Genomic DNA, 15,192 nt, shown 5'->3' with positions numbered 1-15,192 from the left:
TTGTTTTACCGCTTTAATCTAAAAAACCTAAACCATACGACGTAAAAGTCGGGAGGAAAGATGGAAACTGTAGTTGGTCTAACCGCTATCGCTGTTGCACTGTTGATCGGCCTGGGCGCACTGGGTACCGCAATCGGTTTCGGCCTGTTGGGCGGCAAGTTCCTGGAAGGCGCAGCGCGTCAGCCAGAAATGGTTCCAATGCTGCAAGTTAAAATGTTCATCGTTGCCGGTCTGCTCGACGCCGTAACCATGATCGGCGTTGGTATCGCTCTGTTCTTCACCTTCGCAAACCCCTTCGTTGGCCAACTCGCTGGCTAATCACTCGATTCTTCGAGTTGATTGGTGTGATGGACAACGAACGAGCGAGGTGTTGGCGTGAACATTAATGCAACCCTGATTGGTCAGTCCGTTGCGTTCTTAATTTTTGTAGTGTTCTGCATGAAGTTCATTTGGCCTCCGGTCATTGCAGCTTTGCACGAACGCCAAAAGAAGATCGCGGATGGACTGGACGCTGCCAGCCGAGCAGCTCGTGACCTGGAACTGGCCCAAGATAAAGCGGGTCAGCAACTGCGCGATGCAAAAGCTCAGGCAGCCGAAATCATTGAGCAAGCCAAGAAACGCGGCTCTCAGATCGTCGACGAGGCCCGTGAACAGGCTCGCGTCGAAGCTGACCGTGTGAAGGCTCAGGCTCAGGCCGAGATCGAACAGGAACTGAACGGTGTCAAAGACGCGCTGCGTGCCCAACTGGGTAGCCTGGCAGTCAACGGCGCAGAGAAGATCCTGGGTGCCACAATCGATCAAAACGCGCACGCAGAGCTGGTTAACAAACTGGCTGCTGAAATTTAAGCGAGGGCGATCATGGCAGAACTGACCACGTTGGCCCGACCTTACGCTAAGGCGGCCTTCGAGCACGCTCAGGCCCACCAGCAACTGGCCTCTTGGTCAGCCATGCTCGGCCTGGCTGCAGCGGTGTCACAAGATGACACCATGCAGCGCGTGCTCAAGGCCCCGCGACTGACGAGCGCAGAAAAGGCCACCACGTTTATCGACGTGTGTGGCGACAAGTTTGATGCCAAGGCACAGAATTTCATTCACGTTGCCGCCGAAAACGATCGTCTCCTGCTGTTGCCGGAGATTTCCGCTCTGTTCGACCTGTACAAGGCCGAACAAGAGAAATCGGTAGATGTGGATGTCACCAGTGCTTTCGCATTGAACCAAGAACAGCAAGACAAACTCGCCAAGGTTCTCAGTGCACGGCTCGGCCGGGAAGTGCGCCTGCACGCTGCGGAGGATGCCAGCCTGATTGGTGGCGTCGTAATCCGCGCCGGCGACCTGGTTATCGATGGCTCGATTCGCGGCAAACTCGCGAACCTAGCCGAAGCATTGAAATCTTGAGTTTGAAGGGGCAGCAGAGCAATGCAGCAACTCAATCCTTCCGAAATAAGTGAAATTATCAAGGGCCGCATCGACAAGCTCGATGTGACCTCCCAAGCCCGTAACGAAGGCACTGTCGTCAGCGTATCTGACGGCATCGTGCGGATTCACGGTCTGGCCGACGTTATGTACGGCGAGATGATCGAGTTTCCGGGCGGCGTCTACGGTATGGCCCTCAACCTGGAGCAAGACTCCGTAGGTGCCGTTGTATTGGGCGCATACACCAGTCTGGCTGAAGGCATGAGCGCCAAGTGCACCGGCCGCATCCTCGAGGTTCCAGTTGGTAAGGAACTCCTGGGTCGCGTAGTCGACGCACTGGGTAACCCAGTTGACGGCAAAGGTCCGCTGAACAACACCTTGACCGACGCGGTCGAGAAAGTTGCTCCAGGCGTGATCTGGCGTAAGTCGGTAGACCAGCCTGTACAGACTGGCTACAAGGCTGTCGATGCCATGATCCCAGTCGGCCGTGGCCAGCGTGAGCTGATCATCGGTGACCGTCAGATCGGTAAAACCGCTCTGGCGATCGACGCGATCATCAACCAGAAGAACAGCGGTATCTTCTGCGTCTACGTTGCTATCGGTCAGAAACAATCGACCATCGCCAACGTGGTTCGCAAGCTGGAAGAAAACGGCGCCCTGGCCAACACGATCATCGTGGCTGCCAGTGCTTCGGAATCTCCTGCGCTGCAATTCCTGGCACCGTACTCCGGTTGCACCATGGGTGAGTTCTTCCGCGACCGCGGTGAAGACGCGCTGATCGTTTATGACGATCTGTCCAAGCAAGCAGTGGCTTACCGCCAGATTTCCCTGCTGCTGCGCCGTCCACCAGGCCGTGAAGCCTACCCAGGCGACGTGTTCTATCTCCACTCCCGTCTGCTGGAGCGCGCATCCCGCGTTTCGGAAGAGTACGTAGAGAAGTTCACCAACGGCGCGGTAACCGGCAAAACCGGTTCCCTGACTGCTCTGCCGATCATCGAAACTCAAGCTGGCGACGTTTCCGCGTTCGTTCCGACCAACGTGATTTCCATCACCGACGGTCAGATCTTCCTGGAATCGGCCATGTTCAACTCCGGGATCCGTCCTGCTGTGAACGCCGGTGTTTCGGTATCCCGTGTAGGTGGTGCTGCTCAGACCAAGATCATCAAGAAGCTCTCCGGTGGTATCCGTACCGCTCTGGCTCAGTACCGTGAACTGGCGGCATTCGCCCAGTTCGCTTCTGACCTGGACGAAGCGACCCGTAAGCAACTTGAGCATGGTCAGCGCGTTACCGAGCTGATGAAGCAGAAGCAATACGCGCCAATGTCGATCGCCGACATGTCGCTGTCGCTGTATGCCGCTGAGCGCGGGTTCCTGACTGACGTCGAAATCACCAAGGTCGGCAGCTTTGAACAAGCGCTGATTGCTTACTTCAACCGCGATCATGCCGACTTGTTGGCCAAGATCAACGTGAAGGGTGACTTCAATGACGAAATCGACGCTGGCCTGAAAGCCGGTATCGAGAAGTTCAAGGCCACCCAAACCTGGTAAGCCGCAGCGGGAGCCGCAAGGCTCCCGCTTGCTAACCTGATAGGTGTTACATGGCAGGCGCAAAAGAGATTCGCAGTAAGATTGCGAGCATCAAAAGCACGCAAAAAATTACCAGCGCCATGGAAAAAGTGGCGGTCAGCAAAATGCGCAAGGCACAAATGCGCATGGCTGCTAGCCGTCCTTATGCGGAGCGTATCCGCCAGGTAATTGGGCATCTGGCCAACGCCAACCCGGAATATCGCCACCCGTTCATGATCGACCGCGAAATCAAGCGCGTTGGTTATGTCGTCGTGAGCAGTGACCGTGGTTTGTGCGGTGGCTTGAACACCAACCTGTTCAAGGCCCTGGTCAAGGACATGGCGGTAAACCGCGAAAACGGCGTCGAGATCGATCTGTGCGTGGTAGGCAGCAAAGGTGCGGCATTCTTCCGCAACTTCGGCGGTAACGTCGTTGCAGCCATCAGCCACTTGGGTGAAGAGCCGTCGATCAATGATCTGATCGGCAGCGTCAAGGTGATGCTGGATGCTTATCTGGAAGGCCGTATTGATCGCCTGTCCGTGGTGTCCAACAAGTTCATCAACACCATGACGCAGCAGCCTAAGGTGGAGCAGTTGATTCCGCTGGAGGCAACCCCGGATCAAGAACTCAAGCACCACTGGGACTACCTCTACGAACCAGACGCCAAAGAGCTGCTTGACGGCTTGATGGTGCGCTACGTGGAGTCGCAGGTGTACCAGGCGGTGGTCGAGAACAACGCAGCTGAACAAGCCGCGCGGATGATCGCAATGAAGAACGCTACCGACAACGCCGGTGATTTGATCAGCGATTTGCAGCTGATCTACAACAAGGCGCGTCAGGCTGCGATCACCCAAGAGATCTCGGAAATCGTCGGCGGCGCTGCCGCGGTTTAACGGTTCAAATATTCAGAGGATCCAGCTATGAGTAGCGGACGTATCGTTCAAATCATCGGCGCCGTTATCGACGTGGAATTTCCACGCGACAGCGTACCGAGCATCTACAACGCGCTGAAAGTACAAGGCGCGGAAACTACTCTGGAAGTTCAGCAGCAGCTGGGCGACGGCGTAGTTCGTACCATTGCGATGGGTTCCACCGAAGGCTTGAAGCGCGGTCTGGACGTTATCGACTCTGGCGCAGCCATCTCCGTACCGGTCGGTAAAGCGACCCTGGGCCGGATCATGGACGTACTGGGCAACCCGATTGACGAAGCTGGCCCGATCGACACCGAAGAGCGCTGGGGTATCCACCGTCCTGCGCCGTCGTTCGCAGAACAAGCGGGCGGCAACGACCTGCTGGAAACCGGCATCAAGGTTATCGACCTGGTTTGCCCGTTTGCCAAAGGCGGTAAAGTCGGTCTGTTCGGTGGTGCCGGTGTAGGCAAAACCGTAAACATGATGGAATTGATCCGTAACATCGCCATCGAGCACAGCGGTTATTCCGTGTTCGCCGGTGTGGGTGAGCGTACTCGTGAGGGTAACGACTTCTACCACGAGATGAAGGATTCCAACGTTCTGGACAAAGTGGCACTGGTTTACGGTCAGATGAACGAGCCGCCGGGTAACCGTCTGCGCGTAGCACTGACCGGCCTGACCATGGCCGAGAAGTTCCGTGACGAAGGTAACGACGTTCTGCTGTTCGTCGACAACATCTATCGTTACACCCTGGCCGGTACTGAAGTATCCGCACTGCTGGGCCGTATGCCTTCCGCAGTAGGTTACCAGCCGACCCTGGCTGAAGAGATGGGCGTTCTGCAAGAACGTATCACTTCGACCAAAGAAGGTTCGATCACCTCGATCCAAGCGGTATACGTACCTGCGGATGACTTGACCGACCCGTCGCCAGCGACCACCTTCGCCCACTTGGACGCCACCGTCGTTCTGTCCCGTGACATCGCTTCCTTGGGTATCTACCCAGCGGTCGATCCACTGGACTCGACTTCGCGCCAGCTGGACCCGAACGTGATCGGCCAGGAGCACTACGACACCGCTCGCGGCGTTCAGTACGTGCTGCAGCGCTACAAAGAGCTGAAGGACATCATCGCGATCCTGGGTATGGACGAGCTGTCGGAAACCGACAAGCAGTTGGTATCCCGCGCTCGTAAGATCCAGCGCTTCTTGTCGCAGCCGTTCTTCGTGGCTGAAGTCTTCACCGGTGCTTCGGGTAAATACGTTTCCCTGAAAGACACCATTGCTGGCTTCAAAGGCATCCTCAACGGTGACTACGACCACCTGCCAGAACAAGCGTTCTACATGGTCGGCGGCATCGAAGAAGCGATCGAGAAAGCCAAGAAACTGTAATCCCGGCGCCCGGCAACGGGCGCTAATTTAGGTTGAGGCAAGCAGATGGCTATGACAGTCCATTGCGATATCGTCAGCGCGGAAGGGGAAATCTTCTCCGGTCTGGTTGAAATGGTAATTGCGCACGGTGAGCTGGGTGATCTTGGTATCGCTCTGGGTCACGCACCGCTGATCACCAATTTGAAGCCAGGTCCGATCCGCTTGATCAAGCAGGGCGGGGACACCGAGGTGTTTTACATCTCCGGTGGTTTCCTCGAGGTTCAGCCGAACATGGTCAAGGTTCTTGCCGACACCGTGCAACGCGCTGCCGACCTGGACGAAGCCTCCGCTCAGCAAGCCGTCAAGGCCGCTGAGAAGGCCCTGAATGAAAAGGGCGCAGATTTCGACTACGGTTCTGCTGCTGCACGTCTGGCCGAGGCTGCAGCTCAGCTGCGCACCGTCCAGCAGATCCGCAAAAAGTTTGGCGGCTAAGCCCTGAGCTTTATGTGTGATTGATTAAAAAGGGTAGCCTCGGCTACCCTTTTTCTTTTTCTGCAACTCTCACTTCTTGGTCGTAGCCTGACCTCCCAGGATTGGTAGCCAGTCATGTCTCTCGAAATCGTTATTCTCGCTGCCGGTCAAGGCACGCGCATGCGCTCGGCCTTGCCGAAGGTTCTGCACCCGGTGGCGGGCAATTCCATGCTCGGCCATGTTATCCACAGCGCCCGCCAGCTCAGCCCGGAACGGATTCACGTGGTCATCGGCCACGGTGCCGATGCCGTGCGCGAGCGCCTGGCAGCGGATGATCTGAATTTCGTGCTGCAGGACAAGCAACTCGGCACCGGCCATGCGGTTGCCCAGGCGGTGCCGTTCATCAGTGCCGATACGGTGCTGATCCTCTATGGCGACGTGCCGTTGATCGAGGTCGAGACCCTGCAACGCCTGCTATTGCAGGCGGCCCCCGAGCAGTTGGGCCTGTTGACGGTTGAATTGGCGGACCCGACCGGTTACGGGCGCATCGTGCGTAATGGCGAAGGCAAGGTCACCGCCATCGTCGAGCAGAAGGACGCCAACGAAGCCGAGCGCGCGATTACGGAAGGCAACACCGGCATTCTCGCGGTCCCGGCCAAGCGCCTGGGCGACTGGATGAGTCGGCTGTCGAATAACAACGCCCAGGGCGAGTATTACCTGACCGACGTGATCGCCATGGCGGTCAGCGACGGTTTGACCGTGGCCACCGAGCAACCCCATGACGCTATGGAAGTGCAGGGCGCCAACGATCGCAAGCAACTGTCGGAACTGGAGCGGCACTACCAGTTGCGCGCGGCGCGTCGTCTCATGGCCCAGGGCGTGACCCTGCGCGACCCGGCGCGGTTTGACGTCCGCGGCGACGTCACGGTTGGCCGCGACGTGCTGATCGATATCAACGTGATTCTTGAAGGCCGGGTGGTGATCGAGGACGACGTGGTCATCGGCCCGAACTGCGTGATCAAGGACAGCACCCTGCGCAAGGGCGCGGTGATCAAGGCGAACAGCCACATCGATGGCGCGGTGTTGGGCGAGGGCAGCGATGCCGGTCCTTTCGCCCGCCTGCGGCCGGGCACGGTGCTGGATGCCCGGGCCCATGTGGGTAACTTTGTCGAACTGAAGAATGCCCACCTCGGCGAAGACGCTAAGGCCGGTCACCTGACCTACCTGGGCGATGCCGAAATCGGCGCGCGGACCAACATCGGTGCGGGCACCATCACCTGCAACTATGACGGCGCCAACAAGCACAAGACGGTGCTGGGCCAGGATGTATTCATCGGTTCCAACAACTCCCTGGTAGCGCCTGTGGATATCTTGGACGGCGCCACCACTGCGGCCGGTTCGACGATCAACCAGAAGGTGGAGAAATCCCAGCTGGCGGTGGCGCGCTCCCGGCAAAAGAACATCGACGGCTGGAAACGCCCGGAGAAGATCAAAAAGAACTGAGTTATCCACAGCCCGGGTGCAATGCCCGGGCTGTTGCTAGATCAATGTCGCGAGCAAGGGTGCTCCCCAATCCCACCCGAGAAGCGCGCTCCAGTTAGCTGACCCGCTCTGTGGATAACTCTCCACTTGCCGGCACCCCTGGTTTTTTCCATCGCCCGCTTGACGAATTTCAGCCGATAGGTTTTGATTGCTTCCGTTATCTTTCGAATCGAAACTTAAAGCCCCATGTCGAAACGCAATACACCCCAACGACGCCACAATATTCTTGCCTTGCTCAATGAACAGGGCGAAGTGAGCGTGGACGAGCTGGCCAAGCGCTTCGAAACTTCGGAAGTTACGATCCGCAAGGATCTGGCTGCACTGGAGAGCCACGGTTTGCTGCTGCGACGCTACGGCGGCGCTATCAGCATGCCTCAGGAATTGGTCAGCGAGATTGGCCAGCCGGTCTCCAAGTACAAGCAGGCCATTGCCCGCGCTGCGGTCAAACGCATTCGCGAGCACGCGCGGATCATCATCGACAGCGGCAGTACCACCGCGGCCATGATTCCCGAACTTGGCCAGCAGCCAGGCCTGGTGGTCATGACCAATTCCCTGCACGTGGCCAACGCCCTGAGCGAGCTGGAGCACGAGCCGGTGCTGTTGATGACCGGTGGCACCTGGGACCCGCACTCCGAGTCGTTTCAAGGCCAGGTCGCTGAACAGGTACTACGCTCCTACGACTTCGACCAGTTGTTTATCGGCGCCGACGGTATCGATCTGGTGCGAGGAACCACCACCTTCAACGAGTTGCTGGGCTTGAGCCGAGTGATGGCCGATGTGGCCCGGGAAGTGGTGGTGATGGTGGAGGCTGACAAGATCGGCCGCAAGATTCCCAACCTGGAGCTGCCATGGAGCAGTGTCCATACCCTTATTACCGACGATCGCCTGCCGCTCGAGGCCCGCGACCAGATCCAGGCCCGTGGCATTACGCTGATATGCGCGGCTGTCATTTAGGAGAAAAACCATGTGTGGAATTGTTGGCGCCGTTGCTGAACGTAATATCACGCCGATCCTGCTCGAAGGCCTCAAGCGCCTTGAATACCGTGGCTATGACAGCGCCGGTGTAGCCGTTTTCACCAATGCCGGCACCCTTGAGCGCGTGCGTCGCCCGGGCAAGGTCAGCGAGTTGGAACAGGCGCTGGAGGCTGAACCTCTGGTCGGCCGCCTGGGTATCGCCCACACCCGTTGGGCCACCCACGGTGCCCCTTGCGAGCGCAACGCCCACCCGCATTTCTCCGGCGACCTGGCCGTGGTGCACAACGGCATCATCGAGAACCACGAAGCCTTGCGCGCGCAGCTCAAGGCCCAGGGGTATGTGTTCACCTCCGACACCGACACCGAAGTCATCGCCCACCTGCTGAACCTCAAGCTCAAGGAGCTGGGTGACCTGACCGTGGCCCTCAAGGCCACCGTCAAAGAGTTGCACGGCGCCTACGGCCTGGCAGTGATCAGCGCCTCCCAGCCAGACCGCGTGATTGCCGCCCGCAGCGGCAGCCCGCTGGTGATCGGCCTGGGTCTGGGCGAGAACTTCCTGGCTTCCGACCAACTGGCCCTGCGCCAGGTGACCGACCGCTTCATGTACCTGGAGGAGGGTGATATCGCCGAGATCCGCCGCGACAGCGTGCAGATCTGGGACGTGACGGGGAGCCCGGTCGAGCGCGAAGCCGTGCAGTACCGCGACGGTGCCGAAGCTGCCGACAAGGGCGAGTTCCGCCACTTCATGCTCAAGGAAATCCACGAGCAACCGGCCGTGGTGCAACGCACCCTGGAAGGTCGCCTGAGCCAGAACCAGGTATTGGTCCAGGCCTTCGGTCCACAGGCCGCCGAGCTGTTCGCCAAAGTGCGCAATGTCCAGATCGTCGCCTGCGGCACCAGTTACCACGCCGGCATGGTTGCCCGTTACTGGCTCGAAGAGCTGGCCGGCATCCCGTGTCAGGTCGAAGTCGCCAGCGAGTTCCGCTACCGCAAGGTGGTGGTGCAGCCTGACACCCTGTTTGTGACCATTTCCCAGTCCGGGGAAACCGCCGACACCCTGGCCGCCCTGCGCAATGCCAAGGAGCTGGGCTTCCTCGCCAGCCTGGCCATCTGCAACGTCGGCATCAGCTCGCTGGTGCGTGAATCCGACCTGACCCTGCTGACCCAGGCCGGCCGTGAAATCGGCGTCGCCTCGACCAAGGCCTTCACCACGCAACTGGTCGGCCTGCTGTTGCTGACCCTGTCCCTGGGCCAGGTCCGTGGCACCTTGGCCAAGGGCGTCGAAGCGACCCTGGTGGAAGAACTGCGCCGCCTGCCGACCCGCCTGGGCGAAGCCCTGGCCATGGACAGCACCGTGGAAAAAATCGCCGAGCTGTTCGCCGAGAAGAACCACACCCTGTTCCTGGGTCGCGGTGCGCAATTCCCGGTGGCCATGGAAGGAGCGCTCAAGCTCAAGGAGATTTCCTACATCCACGCCGAAGCCTACCCGGCCGGTGAGTTGAAACACGGCCCGCTGGCGCTTGTGGATAACGACATGCCGGTGGTAACTGTGGCGCCGAACAACGAGTTGTTGGAGAAGCTCAAGTCCAACCTGCAGGAAGTGCGCGCCCGTGGCGGCGAGCTGATCGTGTTCGCCGATGAACAGGCAGGCATGACCAATGGCGAAGGCACCCACGTGGTCCACATGCCGCACATCCACGACATCCTGTCGCCGATCCTCTACACCATCCCGCTGCAACTGCTGTCGTACTACGTCGCCGTGCTCAAGGGCACCGACGTCGACCAACCGCGTAACCTGGCCAAGTCGGTGACCGTGGAGTGAGTTATCCACAGGCGTAAATCCTGTGGATCGAGAGGGTTAAAACTGTCGCAGGAGCCGGCCAGGTCTGTCCTACCGCCTCCTGCCTTTCGCCACCCCCTCGCGCCTGATGGACGGGCGCAATTAAAGATGGAAATGGCCCGCAGCCTCCGGCTGGTAAAGCACTTTCCTGATCTCGATCCGCCGGGTCCGATCAGAAATTCGCCAGTCGATGGCGTCCCCCTCCTGATAGCCCAGGATGGCGGCGCCGATGTCGGAATACACGGAATGCTTCCCTGCGTTGCTGTCCGCGTCTTCAGGGTAGACCAAGGCCACTTCGATCTCTTCGTCGTCCAGCTGCAGCAAGGCCCTGGAGTTCATCGTGACCACATTGCGCGCCACCTGCTGCGGCTTGACTACAATGGCTCGCTCAAGCTCATGTTCGAGTTCAACAACCGCCGGGCCTTGCTCGAGCACGATCAGACTCTCGAGCCTGGCCTTGTCGATTTCAGTGATGTAGATCCGGGTGGAGTCGCCAGCGGCACCTTCGCGCAAGAACTGGCGATAGCGCCCCGCCGTCATGGAAAACGACTTCAATGTCGGCGTTTCGCTCTCCAGCTCAAAGCCGCTGCGCAGAAAGGCTTTCAGCGAGCGCGCGTTGTCCGGGTGGATCTTGGCGATGAGCTTCTTGGCCCGCATGTCGAGGAAGGCCAGTTTCATGCCTTCGCGGATCGTGCGGGCGCCAAGGTTTCGGCCCCATTTGTCGCTGTCTCCGATGACCAGGACGATCTCGCAAGTTGAGTCGGTCTTGATCAGACGGACAAAACCCACTGGGGCGTCATGCCGGTCATAGGCCATGAAGAATCGGCCGCCCTGGTTGAATAGATGGGTCAGGATCGGCGATTGAGTCCGATCGATGGCTTGCTCGATGGAGCGCGAGACATGACGCGAATCGCTCAGGTAGCAGGTGACGCGTTCATCCTCCAACCAGTCCATCAGCTTTAGCGCGTGCGCCCGAGTAATTTCAGGGCATAACGAAATGAAAGGCTTGTTCATCTTCACCACACTTATTGCAAGGGATGAAAGCCCTTCATGGCTATGGCCATGACGGTTCTTTCGGCAACCGGCTATGTTAAGACATAACGCGAGTAATGCCGAATTGCCTGGGGCGTTCGAGGATTCAGCCTCTGGTCACTGAGCGTAAATAAAGACCGCCACCTCTGTTTTTCTTCCCACGGGAAACAGCGTGGCGATTTTGCCTTGATACAGGCCGGCCGTTTCTCTTGATATGCATTGGCCGAAGAGTTCTACGTGCCGAAAGTTGATCCCATAAAAATATCGATTAGAGTTATCCACCGCTAACTTGGCGGCGATATCTTGCTTGATCGGCCAGTGTATTAATCTCGGCTCGCTGTTAATCGCTTGCAACTACTGGGTATAAGCAACAAGGCTGCGGCTTTTCAGCCGATATAACGCTGGGTTGAAAATAACGCGGTGTATTGATTGCCCGTAGCCCTGCTGCACAGGGAGCGGCCTATGGCCGGCCAGCGGCCCTCACGGAAAAGCACAAGACTTCCGACCGAAAAACCGGATAATACCGGCCAAATTTGTGGCTCGTTATTCTGGTAATCCCCCATGGAAATCAAGGTCAACTTTCTCGACAACCTTCGACTTGAAGCCAAGTTCGATGACTTCACGGTAGTGGCCGATCAGCCTATTCGCTATAAGGGCGATGGCTCGGCACCGGGTCCATTCGATTACTTTCTGGCTTCGTCGGCGCTGTGTGCGGCCTATTTCGTGAAGTTGTATTGCGACACTCGCAGTATTCCTACCGAGAATATCCGCCTGTCGCAGAACAACATTGTTGACCCGGAAAACCGCTACAACCAGATTTTCAAGATCCAGGTCGAGTTGCCGGCTGATATTTCCGACAAAGACCGCCAGGGCATCCTGCGCTCCATCGACCGGTGCACGGTGAAGAAGGTGGTGCAGGCCGGGCCGGAGTTTGTGATTGAGGAAGTGGAAAACCTGGATGCCGATGCCCAGGCGTTGTTGATGCCCAATGCGGCCAGCGATGCCGGCACCTACATTGTGGGCAAGGACCTGCCGCTGGAGCAGACCATCGCCAATATGTCGGCCATTCTGGCGGGCCTGGGGATGAAGATCGAGATCGCCTCGTGGCGCAATATCGTGCCCAACGTGTGGTCGCTGCATATTCGCGATGCGCATTCGCCGATGTGTTTCACCAATGGCAAGGGTGCGACCAAGGAAGGCGCTCTGGCGTCGGCCCTGGGCGAGTTTATCGAGCGCCTGAACTGCAACTTCTTCTACAACGATCAGTTCTGGGGTGAGGACATCGCCAACGCGGCGTTTGTGCATTACCCGGATGAGCGCTGGTTCAAGCCCGGGCGTAAAGATGAACTGCCGGCCGGACTTCTCGATGCGTATTGCCTGAAGATCTACAACCGCGACGGCGAGTTGCGCGGTTCGCATTTGTACGACACCAACTCCGGCAACGAAGAGCGCGGCATCGTTTCGCTGCCCTTCGTGCGTCAGTCCGATGGCGAGGTGGTGTATTTCCCATCGAACCTGATCGAAAACCTGTTCCTCAGCAACGGCATGAGTGCCGGTAACACGCTGGCCGAAGCCCAGGTGCAGTGTCTGTCGGAGATCTTCGAGCGCGCGGTGAAACGCGAAATCATCGAAGGTGAATTCGCGCTGCCGGATGTGCCCCAGGACGTGCTGGCCAAATACCCCGGGATCCTGGCCGGGATTCAGGGCCTGGAAGCCCAGGGTTTCCCGGTGCTGGTGAAGGACGCGTCCCTGGGCGGTGAGTTTCCGGTGATGTGCGTGACCTTGATGAACCCGCGCACCGGCGGTGTATTCGCCTCGTTCGGCGCCCACCCAAGCCTGGAGGTGGCGCTGGAACGCAGCCTCACCGAACTGCTGCAGGGCCGCAGTTTTGAAGGCCTCAACGATTTGCCGCAGCCGACCTTCGAAGGCCATGCGGTCACTGAGCCGAACAACTTCGTCGAGCACTTTATCGACTCCAGCGGCGTGGTGTCGTGGCGCTTCTTCAGTTCCAAGTCGGACTACGAGTTTGTGGAGTGGGACTTCACCAGCCAGGGTGAAAACGCCAACGCCGAAGAGGCCGCGACGCTATTCGGCATTCTCGAAGGCATGGGTAAAGAAGCCTACATGGCGGTGTACGAGCATCTTGGCGCCCCGGCCTGCCGCATCCTGGTGCCGGACTACTCGGAAATTTATCCGGTGGACGATCTGATTTGGGATAACACCAACAAAGCGCTGTTCTTCCGCGCCGATATCCTCAACCTGCATCGCCTGGACGAGGAGGCCCTGAAGGACCTGGTCGAGCGTCTGGTGGAAAGTGAGCTGGACGACTACACCGATATCACCACCTTGATCGGCATCGAGTTCGACGACAACACGGCCTGGGGCCAGTTGACCATCCTTGAGCTGAAACTCCTGATTTACCTGGCCCTGCAGCAATTTGAAGAGGCCAAGGAGGCGGTCGAAACCTTCCTCCAATACAACGACAACACGGTCGAGCGCGGGCTGTTCTACCAGGCCGTGAACGCAGTGCTGGAAATGGAACTGGACGAAGACCTGGAGCTGGAAGACTACGAGGTCAATTTCCGCCGCATGTTTGGCAACGAGCGGATGGACGCCGCGATCGGTTCGGTCAATTCCAGCGTGCGTTTCTACGGCCTGACCCCGACCAGCATGAAGCTCGAAGGGCTCGACCGGCACCTGCGGCTGATCGACAGCTACAAGAAGCTGCACTCGGCGCGGGCCAATGTCGCGGCGTCAGCCCGTTAAATGCCCTGGTCGCGCCTGCTGTACCCATTGATCTTGGCCGGCGCGGCCGCGCTCCTGTTGCTGGGGGCGCTGACGCCGGTACTGTCCAACAGCCTGCTGTTGCTGATGGAGCGCTCCAACTTCATCCCGGCCGAGTCGTCGATCTGGACCTTCGAACCCACGGTGATCAACCAGGGTTCGTCGTCCTATTGGCTGTACGGCGAAGACCGGCAGCACTATTTTTATTTTTCCTACGCGGCGGATGCGCCTTATCGGTTGATCGCCAAGAACAACGGCTGCGTGGCGTTTGACAAGCATGACGTCACCACCTGGTGCATTCGCTAGAACAACCACCGCCGCCGAGGTTGATCCATGGACAGATTCCAGGAAATGCAGGTGTTTGTCTGTGTTGCCCAAGAGCAGGGATTTGCCGCGGCGGCCCGGCGCCTGAACCTGTCGGCGGCCAGTGTGACCCGCGCGGTGGCGGCACTCGAACAGCGCATTGGCAGCCTGCTGCTGACCCGCACCACCCGCAGCGTGCACCTGACCGATGCCGGCCAGCGTTTCCTCGAAGACTGCCGGCGAATCCTTGGCGAGTTGCAGGACGCCGAAGCCTCGGCCGCCGGGGTGCATGCCCAGCCCCGTGGGCAACTGACGATCACCGCGCCAGTGTTGTTTGGCGATTTGTTTGTCACGCCGCTGGTGGTCGATTACTTGCGGCAGTTTCCCGAGGTCAGCATCAACGCGTTGCTGGTGGATCGGGTGGCGAGCATGGTCGACGAGGGCATCGACGTCGCGGTGCGCATCGGCGAGCTGCCGGACAGCGGCCAGCATGCGATCCGGGTAGGCGAAGTGCGCCGGGTGGTGTGTGCCTCGCCGGCCTTTCTGTCGGCCCATGGTCGGCCTCAGCACCCGGAGGATTTGCGTCAGGCGCCGATCATTGCCCCGTCTGCGGTCGGCCAGTCGCGTCATTGGCAGTTTGAGCAGGGTGGTAGTGCACTGAGTATTCGCCTGGAGCCACGGCTGCTGGTTTCCGCTAACCAGGCGGCGATCAGCGCGGCGTGCCTGGGGCTGGGCCTGACCCGGGTGCTGTCGTACCAGGTGGCGAGCAGAGTGGCGGCTGGCGAACTGGAAATCGTTTTGCAGGCCTTCGAACTGGCGCCCTTGCCGATTCATGTGGTGTATCAGGGCGGGCGCAAGGCGCCGGCGCGGGTGCGCAGTTTTGTCGATCTGGCGGTACAGGGGTTGCGCGAGCACCCGGCATTGAGCGGCTAGCCACCCGGCTTTATTGCAGCCGATGAAATAATGGATTGTGTTTTCTGGTGATTCTGC

General features: G+C 59.0%; 14 protein-coding genes. 13 read left to right on the top strand and 1 reads right to left on the bottom strand.

The genetic code is table 11. The annotated features are described in order from the left end of the window. Positions 1–60 precede the first annotated feature (60 nt). The 10 genes from atpE (at position 61) to glmS (ending at position 10,065) form a co-directional block, all read left to right on the top strand. Entirely contained in the window at positions 61–318 is a 258-nt protein-coding gene (gene atpE, locus CF161_RS31935) for a F0F1 ATP synthase subunit C (RefSeq protein ID WP_002555987.1), read from the top strand. A 57-nt stretch (positions 319–375) separates the two neighbouring features. Next, positions 376–846 carry a F0F1 ATP synthase subunit B gene (locus tag CF161_RS02270; protein WP_020294929.1) on the top strand — a complete coding sequence of 157 codons (471 nt, stop codon included), beginning with the start codon at positions 376–378 and terminating at the stop codon, positions 844–846. 12 nt (positions 847–858) lie between these two features. Beyond that, positions 859–1,395 (top strand): F0F1 ATP synthase subunit delta, encoded by a 537-nt coding sequence (locus CF161_RS02265; RefSeq protein WP_020294928.1) that lies wholly within the window; start codon positions 859–861, stop codon positions 1,393–1,395. 21 nt (positions 1,396–1,416) lie between these two features. Then, positions 1,417–2,961, top strand: coding sequence for a F0F1 ATP synthase subunit alpha (gene atpA / locus CF161_RS02260; protein WP_020294927.1), 1,545 nt, complete (start codon positions 1,417–1,419; stop codon positions 2,959–2,961). A 50-nt stretch (positions 2,962–3,011) separates the two neighbouring features. Further along, entirely contained in the window at positions 3,012–3,872 is an 861-nt protein-coding gene (gene atpG / locus CF161_RS02255; RefSeq protein ID WP_020294926.1) for a F0F1 ATP synthase subunit gamma, read from the top strand. 27 nt (positions 3,873–3,899) lie between these two features. After that, positions 3,900–5,276, top strand: a complete 1,377-nt coding sequence (gene atpD, locus CF161_RS02250; RefSeq protein WP_020294925.1) for a F0F1 ATP synthase subunit beta — start codon at positions 3,900–3,902, stop codon at positions 5,274–5,276. Between the two features lie 45 nt (positions 5,277–5,321). Further along, complete coding sequence (locus CF161_RS02245; RefSeq protein WP_020294923.1) at positions 5,322–5,747, top strand: F0F1 ATP synthase subunit epsilon; 426 nt, start codon at positions 5,322–5,324, stop codon at positions 5,745–5,747. A 114-nt stretch (positions 5,748–5,861) separates the two neighbouring features. Next, the gene (gene glmU, locus CF161_RS02240) at positions 5,862–7,229 is read left to right on the top strand and encodes a bifunctional UDP-N-acetylglucosamine diphosphorylase/glucosamine-1-phosphate N-acetyltransferase GlmU (RefSeq protein ID WP_020294922.1); all 1,368 of its coding nucleotides are present in this window, start codon (positions 5,862–5,864) and stop codon (positions 7,227–7,229) included. 225 nt (positions 7,230–7,454) lie between these two features. Next, positions 7,455–8,222 (top strand): DeoR/GlpR family DNA-binding transcription regulator, encoded by a 768-nt coding sequence (locus CF161_RS02235; RefSeq protein ID WP_020294921.1) that lies wholly within the window; start codon positions 7,455–7,457, stop codon positions 8,220–8,222. 10 nt (positions 8,223–8,232) lie between these two features. After that, positions 8,233–10,065, top strand: coding sequence for a glutamine--fructose-6-phosphate transaminase (isomerizing) (glmS, locus tag CF161_RS02230; RefSeq protein WP_020294920.1), 1,833 nt, complete (start codon positions 8,233–8,235; stop codon positions 10,063–10,065). A gap of 120 nt (positions 10,066–10,185) precedes the next feature. Here the strand turns inward: glmS and CF161_RS02225 are convergent, their stop codons facing one another. Then, a complete protein-coding gene (locus CF161_RS02225; protein WP_043228441.1) occupies positions 10,186–11,097 on the bottom strand; it encodes a bifunctional GNAT family N-acetyltransferase/nucleoside diphosphate kinase regulator in 912 nt (303 codons plus the stop codon). A gap of 579 nt (positions 11,098–11,676) precedes the next feature. On the opposite strand from CF161_RS02225, the gene CF161_RS02220 reads away from it, so the two are divergent. Genes CF161_RS02220 through CF161_RS02210 form a run of 3 tightly spaced genes read left to right on the top strand, consistent with a single transcriptional unit; the run spans position 11,677 to position 15,135 of the window. After that, positions 11,677–13,881 (top strand): OsmC domain/YcaO domain-containing protein, encoded by a 2,205-nt coding sequence (locus tag CF161_RS02220; protein WP_020294918.1) that lies wholly within the window; start codon positions 11,677–11,679, stop codon positions 13,879–13,881. Further along, a complete protein-coding gene (locus tag CF161_RS02215; RefSeq protein ID WP_020294917.1) occupies positions 13,882–14,205 on the top strand; it encodes a hypothetical protein in 324 nt (107 codons plus the stop codon). Between the two features lie 27 nt (positions 14,206–14,232). Then, positions 14,233–15,135 (top strand): LysR family transcriptional regulator, encoded by a 903-nt coding sequence (locus tag CF161_RS02210; protein WP_043228439.1) that lies wholly within the window; start codon positions 14,233–14,235, stop codon positions 15,133–15,135. Positions 15,136–15,192: the final 57 nt, after the last annotated feature.

Source organism: Pseudomonas sp. CF161 (assembly GCF_000416215.1).
Lineage (GTDB): Bacteria > Pseudomonadota > Gammaproteobacteria > Pseudomonadales > Pseudomonadaceae > Aquipseudomonas.
This window is presented reverse-complemented; position numbering and strand designations above follow the sequence as displayed.

What these genes read in the sequence shown, in the direction of transcription:
- atpE (WP_002555987.1), top strand. Translation starts at nt 61, where the DNA reads ATGGAAACTGTAGTTGGTCTAACCGCTATCGCTGTTGCACTGTTGATC.
- CF161_RS02265 (WP_020294928.1), top strand. Translation starts at nt 859, where the DNA reads ATGGCAGAACTGACCACGTTGGCCCGACCTTACGCTAAGGCGGCCTTC.
- atpA (WP_020294927.1), top strand. Translation starts at nt 1,417, where the DNA reads ATGCAGCAACTCAATCCTTCCGAAATAAGTGAAATTATCAAGGGCCGC.
- atpG (WP_020294926.1), top strand. Translation starts at nt 3,012, where the DNA reads ATGGCAGGCGCAAAAGAGATTCGCAGTAAGATTGCGAGCATCAAAAGC.
- atpD (WP_020294925.1), top strand. Translation starts at nt 3,900, where the DNA reads ATGAGTAGCGGACGTATCGTTCAAATCATCGGCGCCGTTATCGACGTG.
- CF161_RS02245 (WP_020294923.1), top strand. Translation starts at nt 5,322, where the DNA reads ATGGCTATGACAGTCCATTGCGATATCGTCAGCGCGGAAGGGGAAATC.
- glmU (WP_020294922.1), top strand. Translation starts at nt 5,862, where the DNA reads ATGTCTCTCGAAATCGTTATTCTCGCTGCCGGTCAAGGCACGCGCATG.
- CF161_RS02235 (WP_020294921.1), top strand. Translation starts at nt 7,455, where the DNA reads ATGTCGAAACGCAATACACCCCAACGACGCCACAATATTCTTGCCTTG.
- glmS (WP_020294920.1), top strand. Translation starts at nt 8,233, where the DNA reads ATGTGTGGAATTGTTGGCGCCGTTGCTGAACGTAATATCACGCCGATC.
- CF161_RS02225 (WP_043228441.1), bottom strand. Translation starts at nt 11,097, where the DNA reads ATGAACAAGCCTTTCATTTCGTTATGCCCTGAAATTACTCGGGCGCAC.
- CF161_RS02220 (WP_020294918.1), top strand. Translation starts at nt 11,677, where the DNA reads ATGGAAATCAAGGTCAACTTTCTCGACAACCTTCGACTTGAAGCCAAG.
- CF161_RS02215 (WP_020294917.1), top strand. Translation starts at nt 13,882, where the DNA reads ATGCCCTGGTCGCGCCTGCTGTACCCATTGATCTTGGCCGGCGCGGCC.
- CF161_RS02210 (WP_043228439.1), top strand. Translation starts at nt 14,233, where the DNA reads ATGGACAGATTCCAGGAAATGCAGGTGTTTGTCTGTGTTGCCCAAGAG.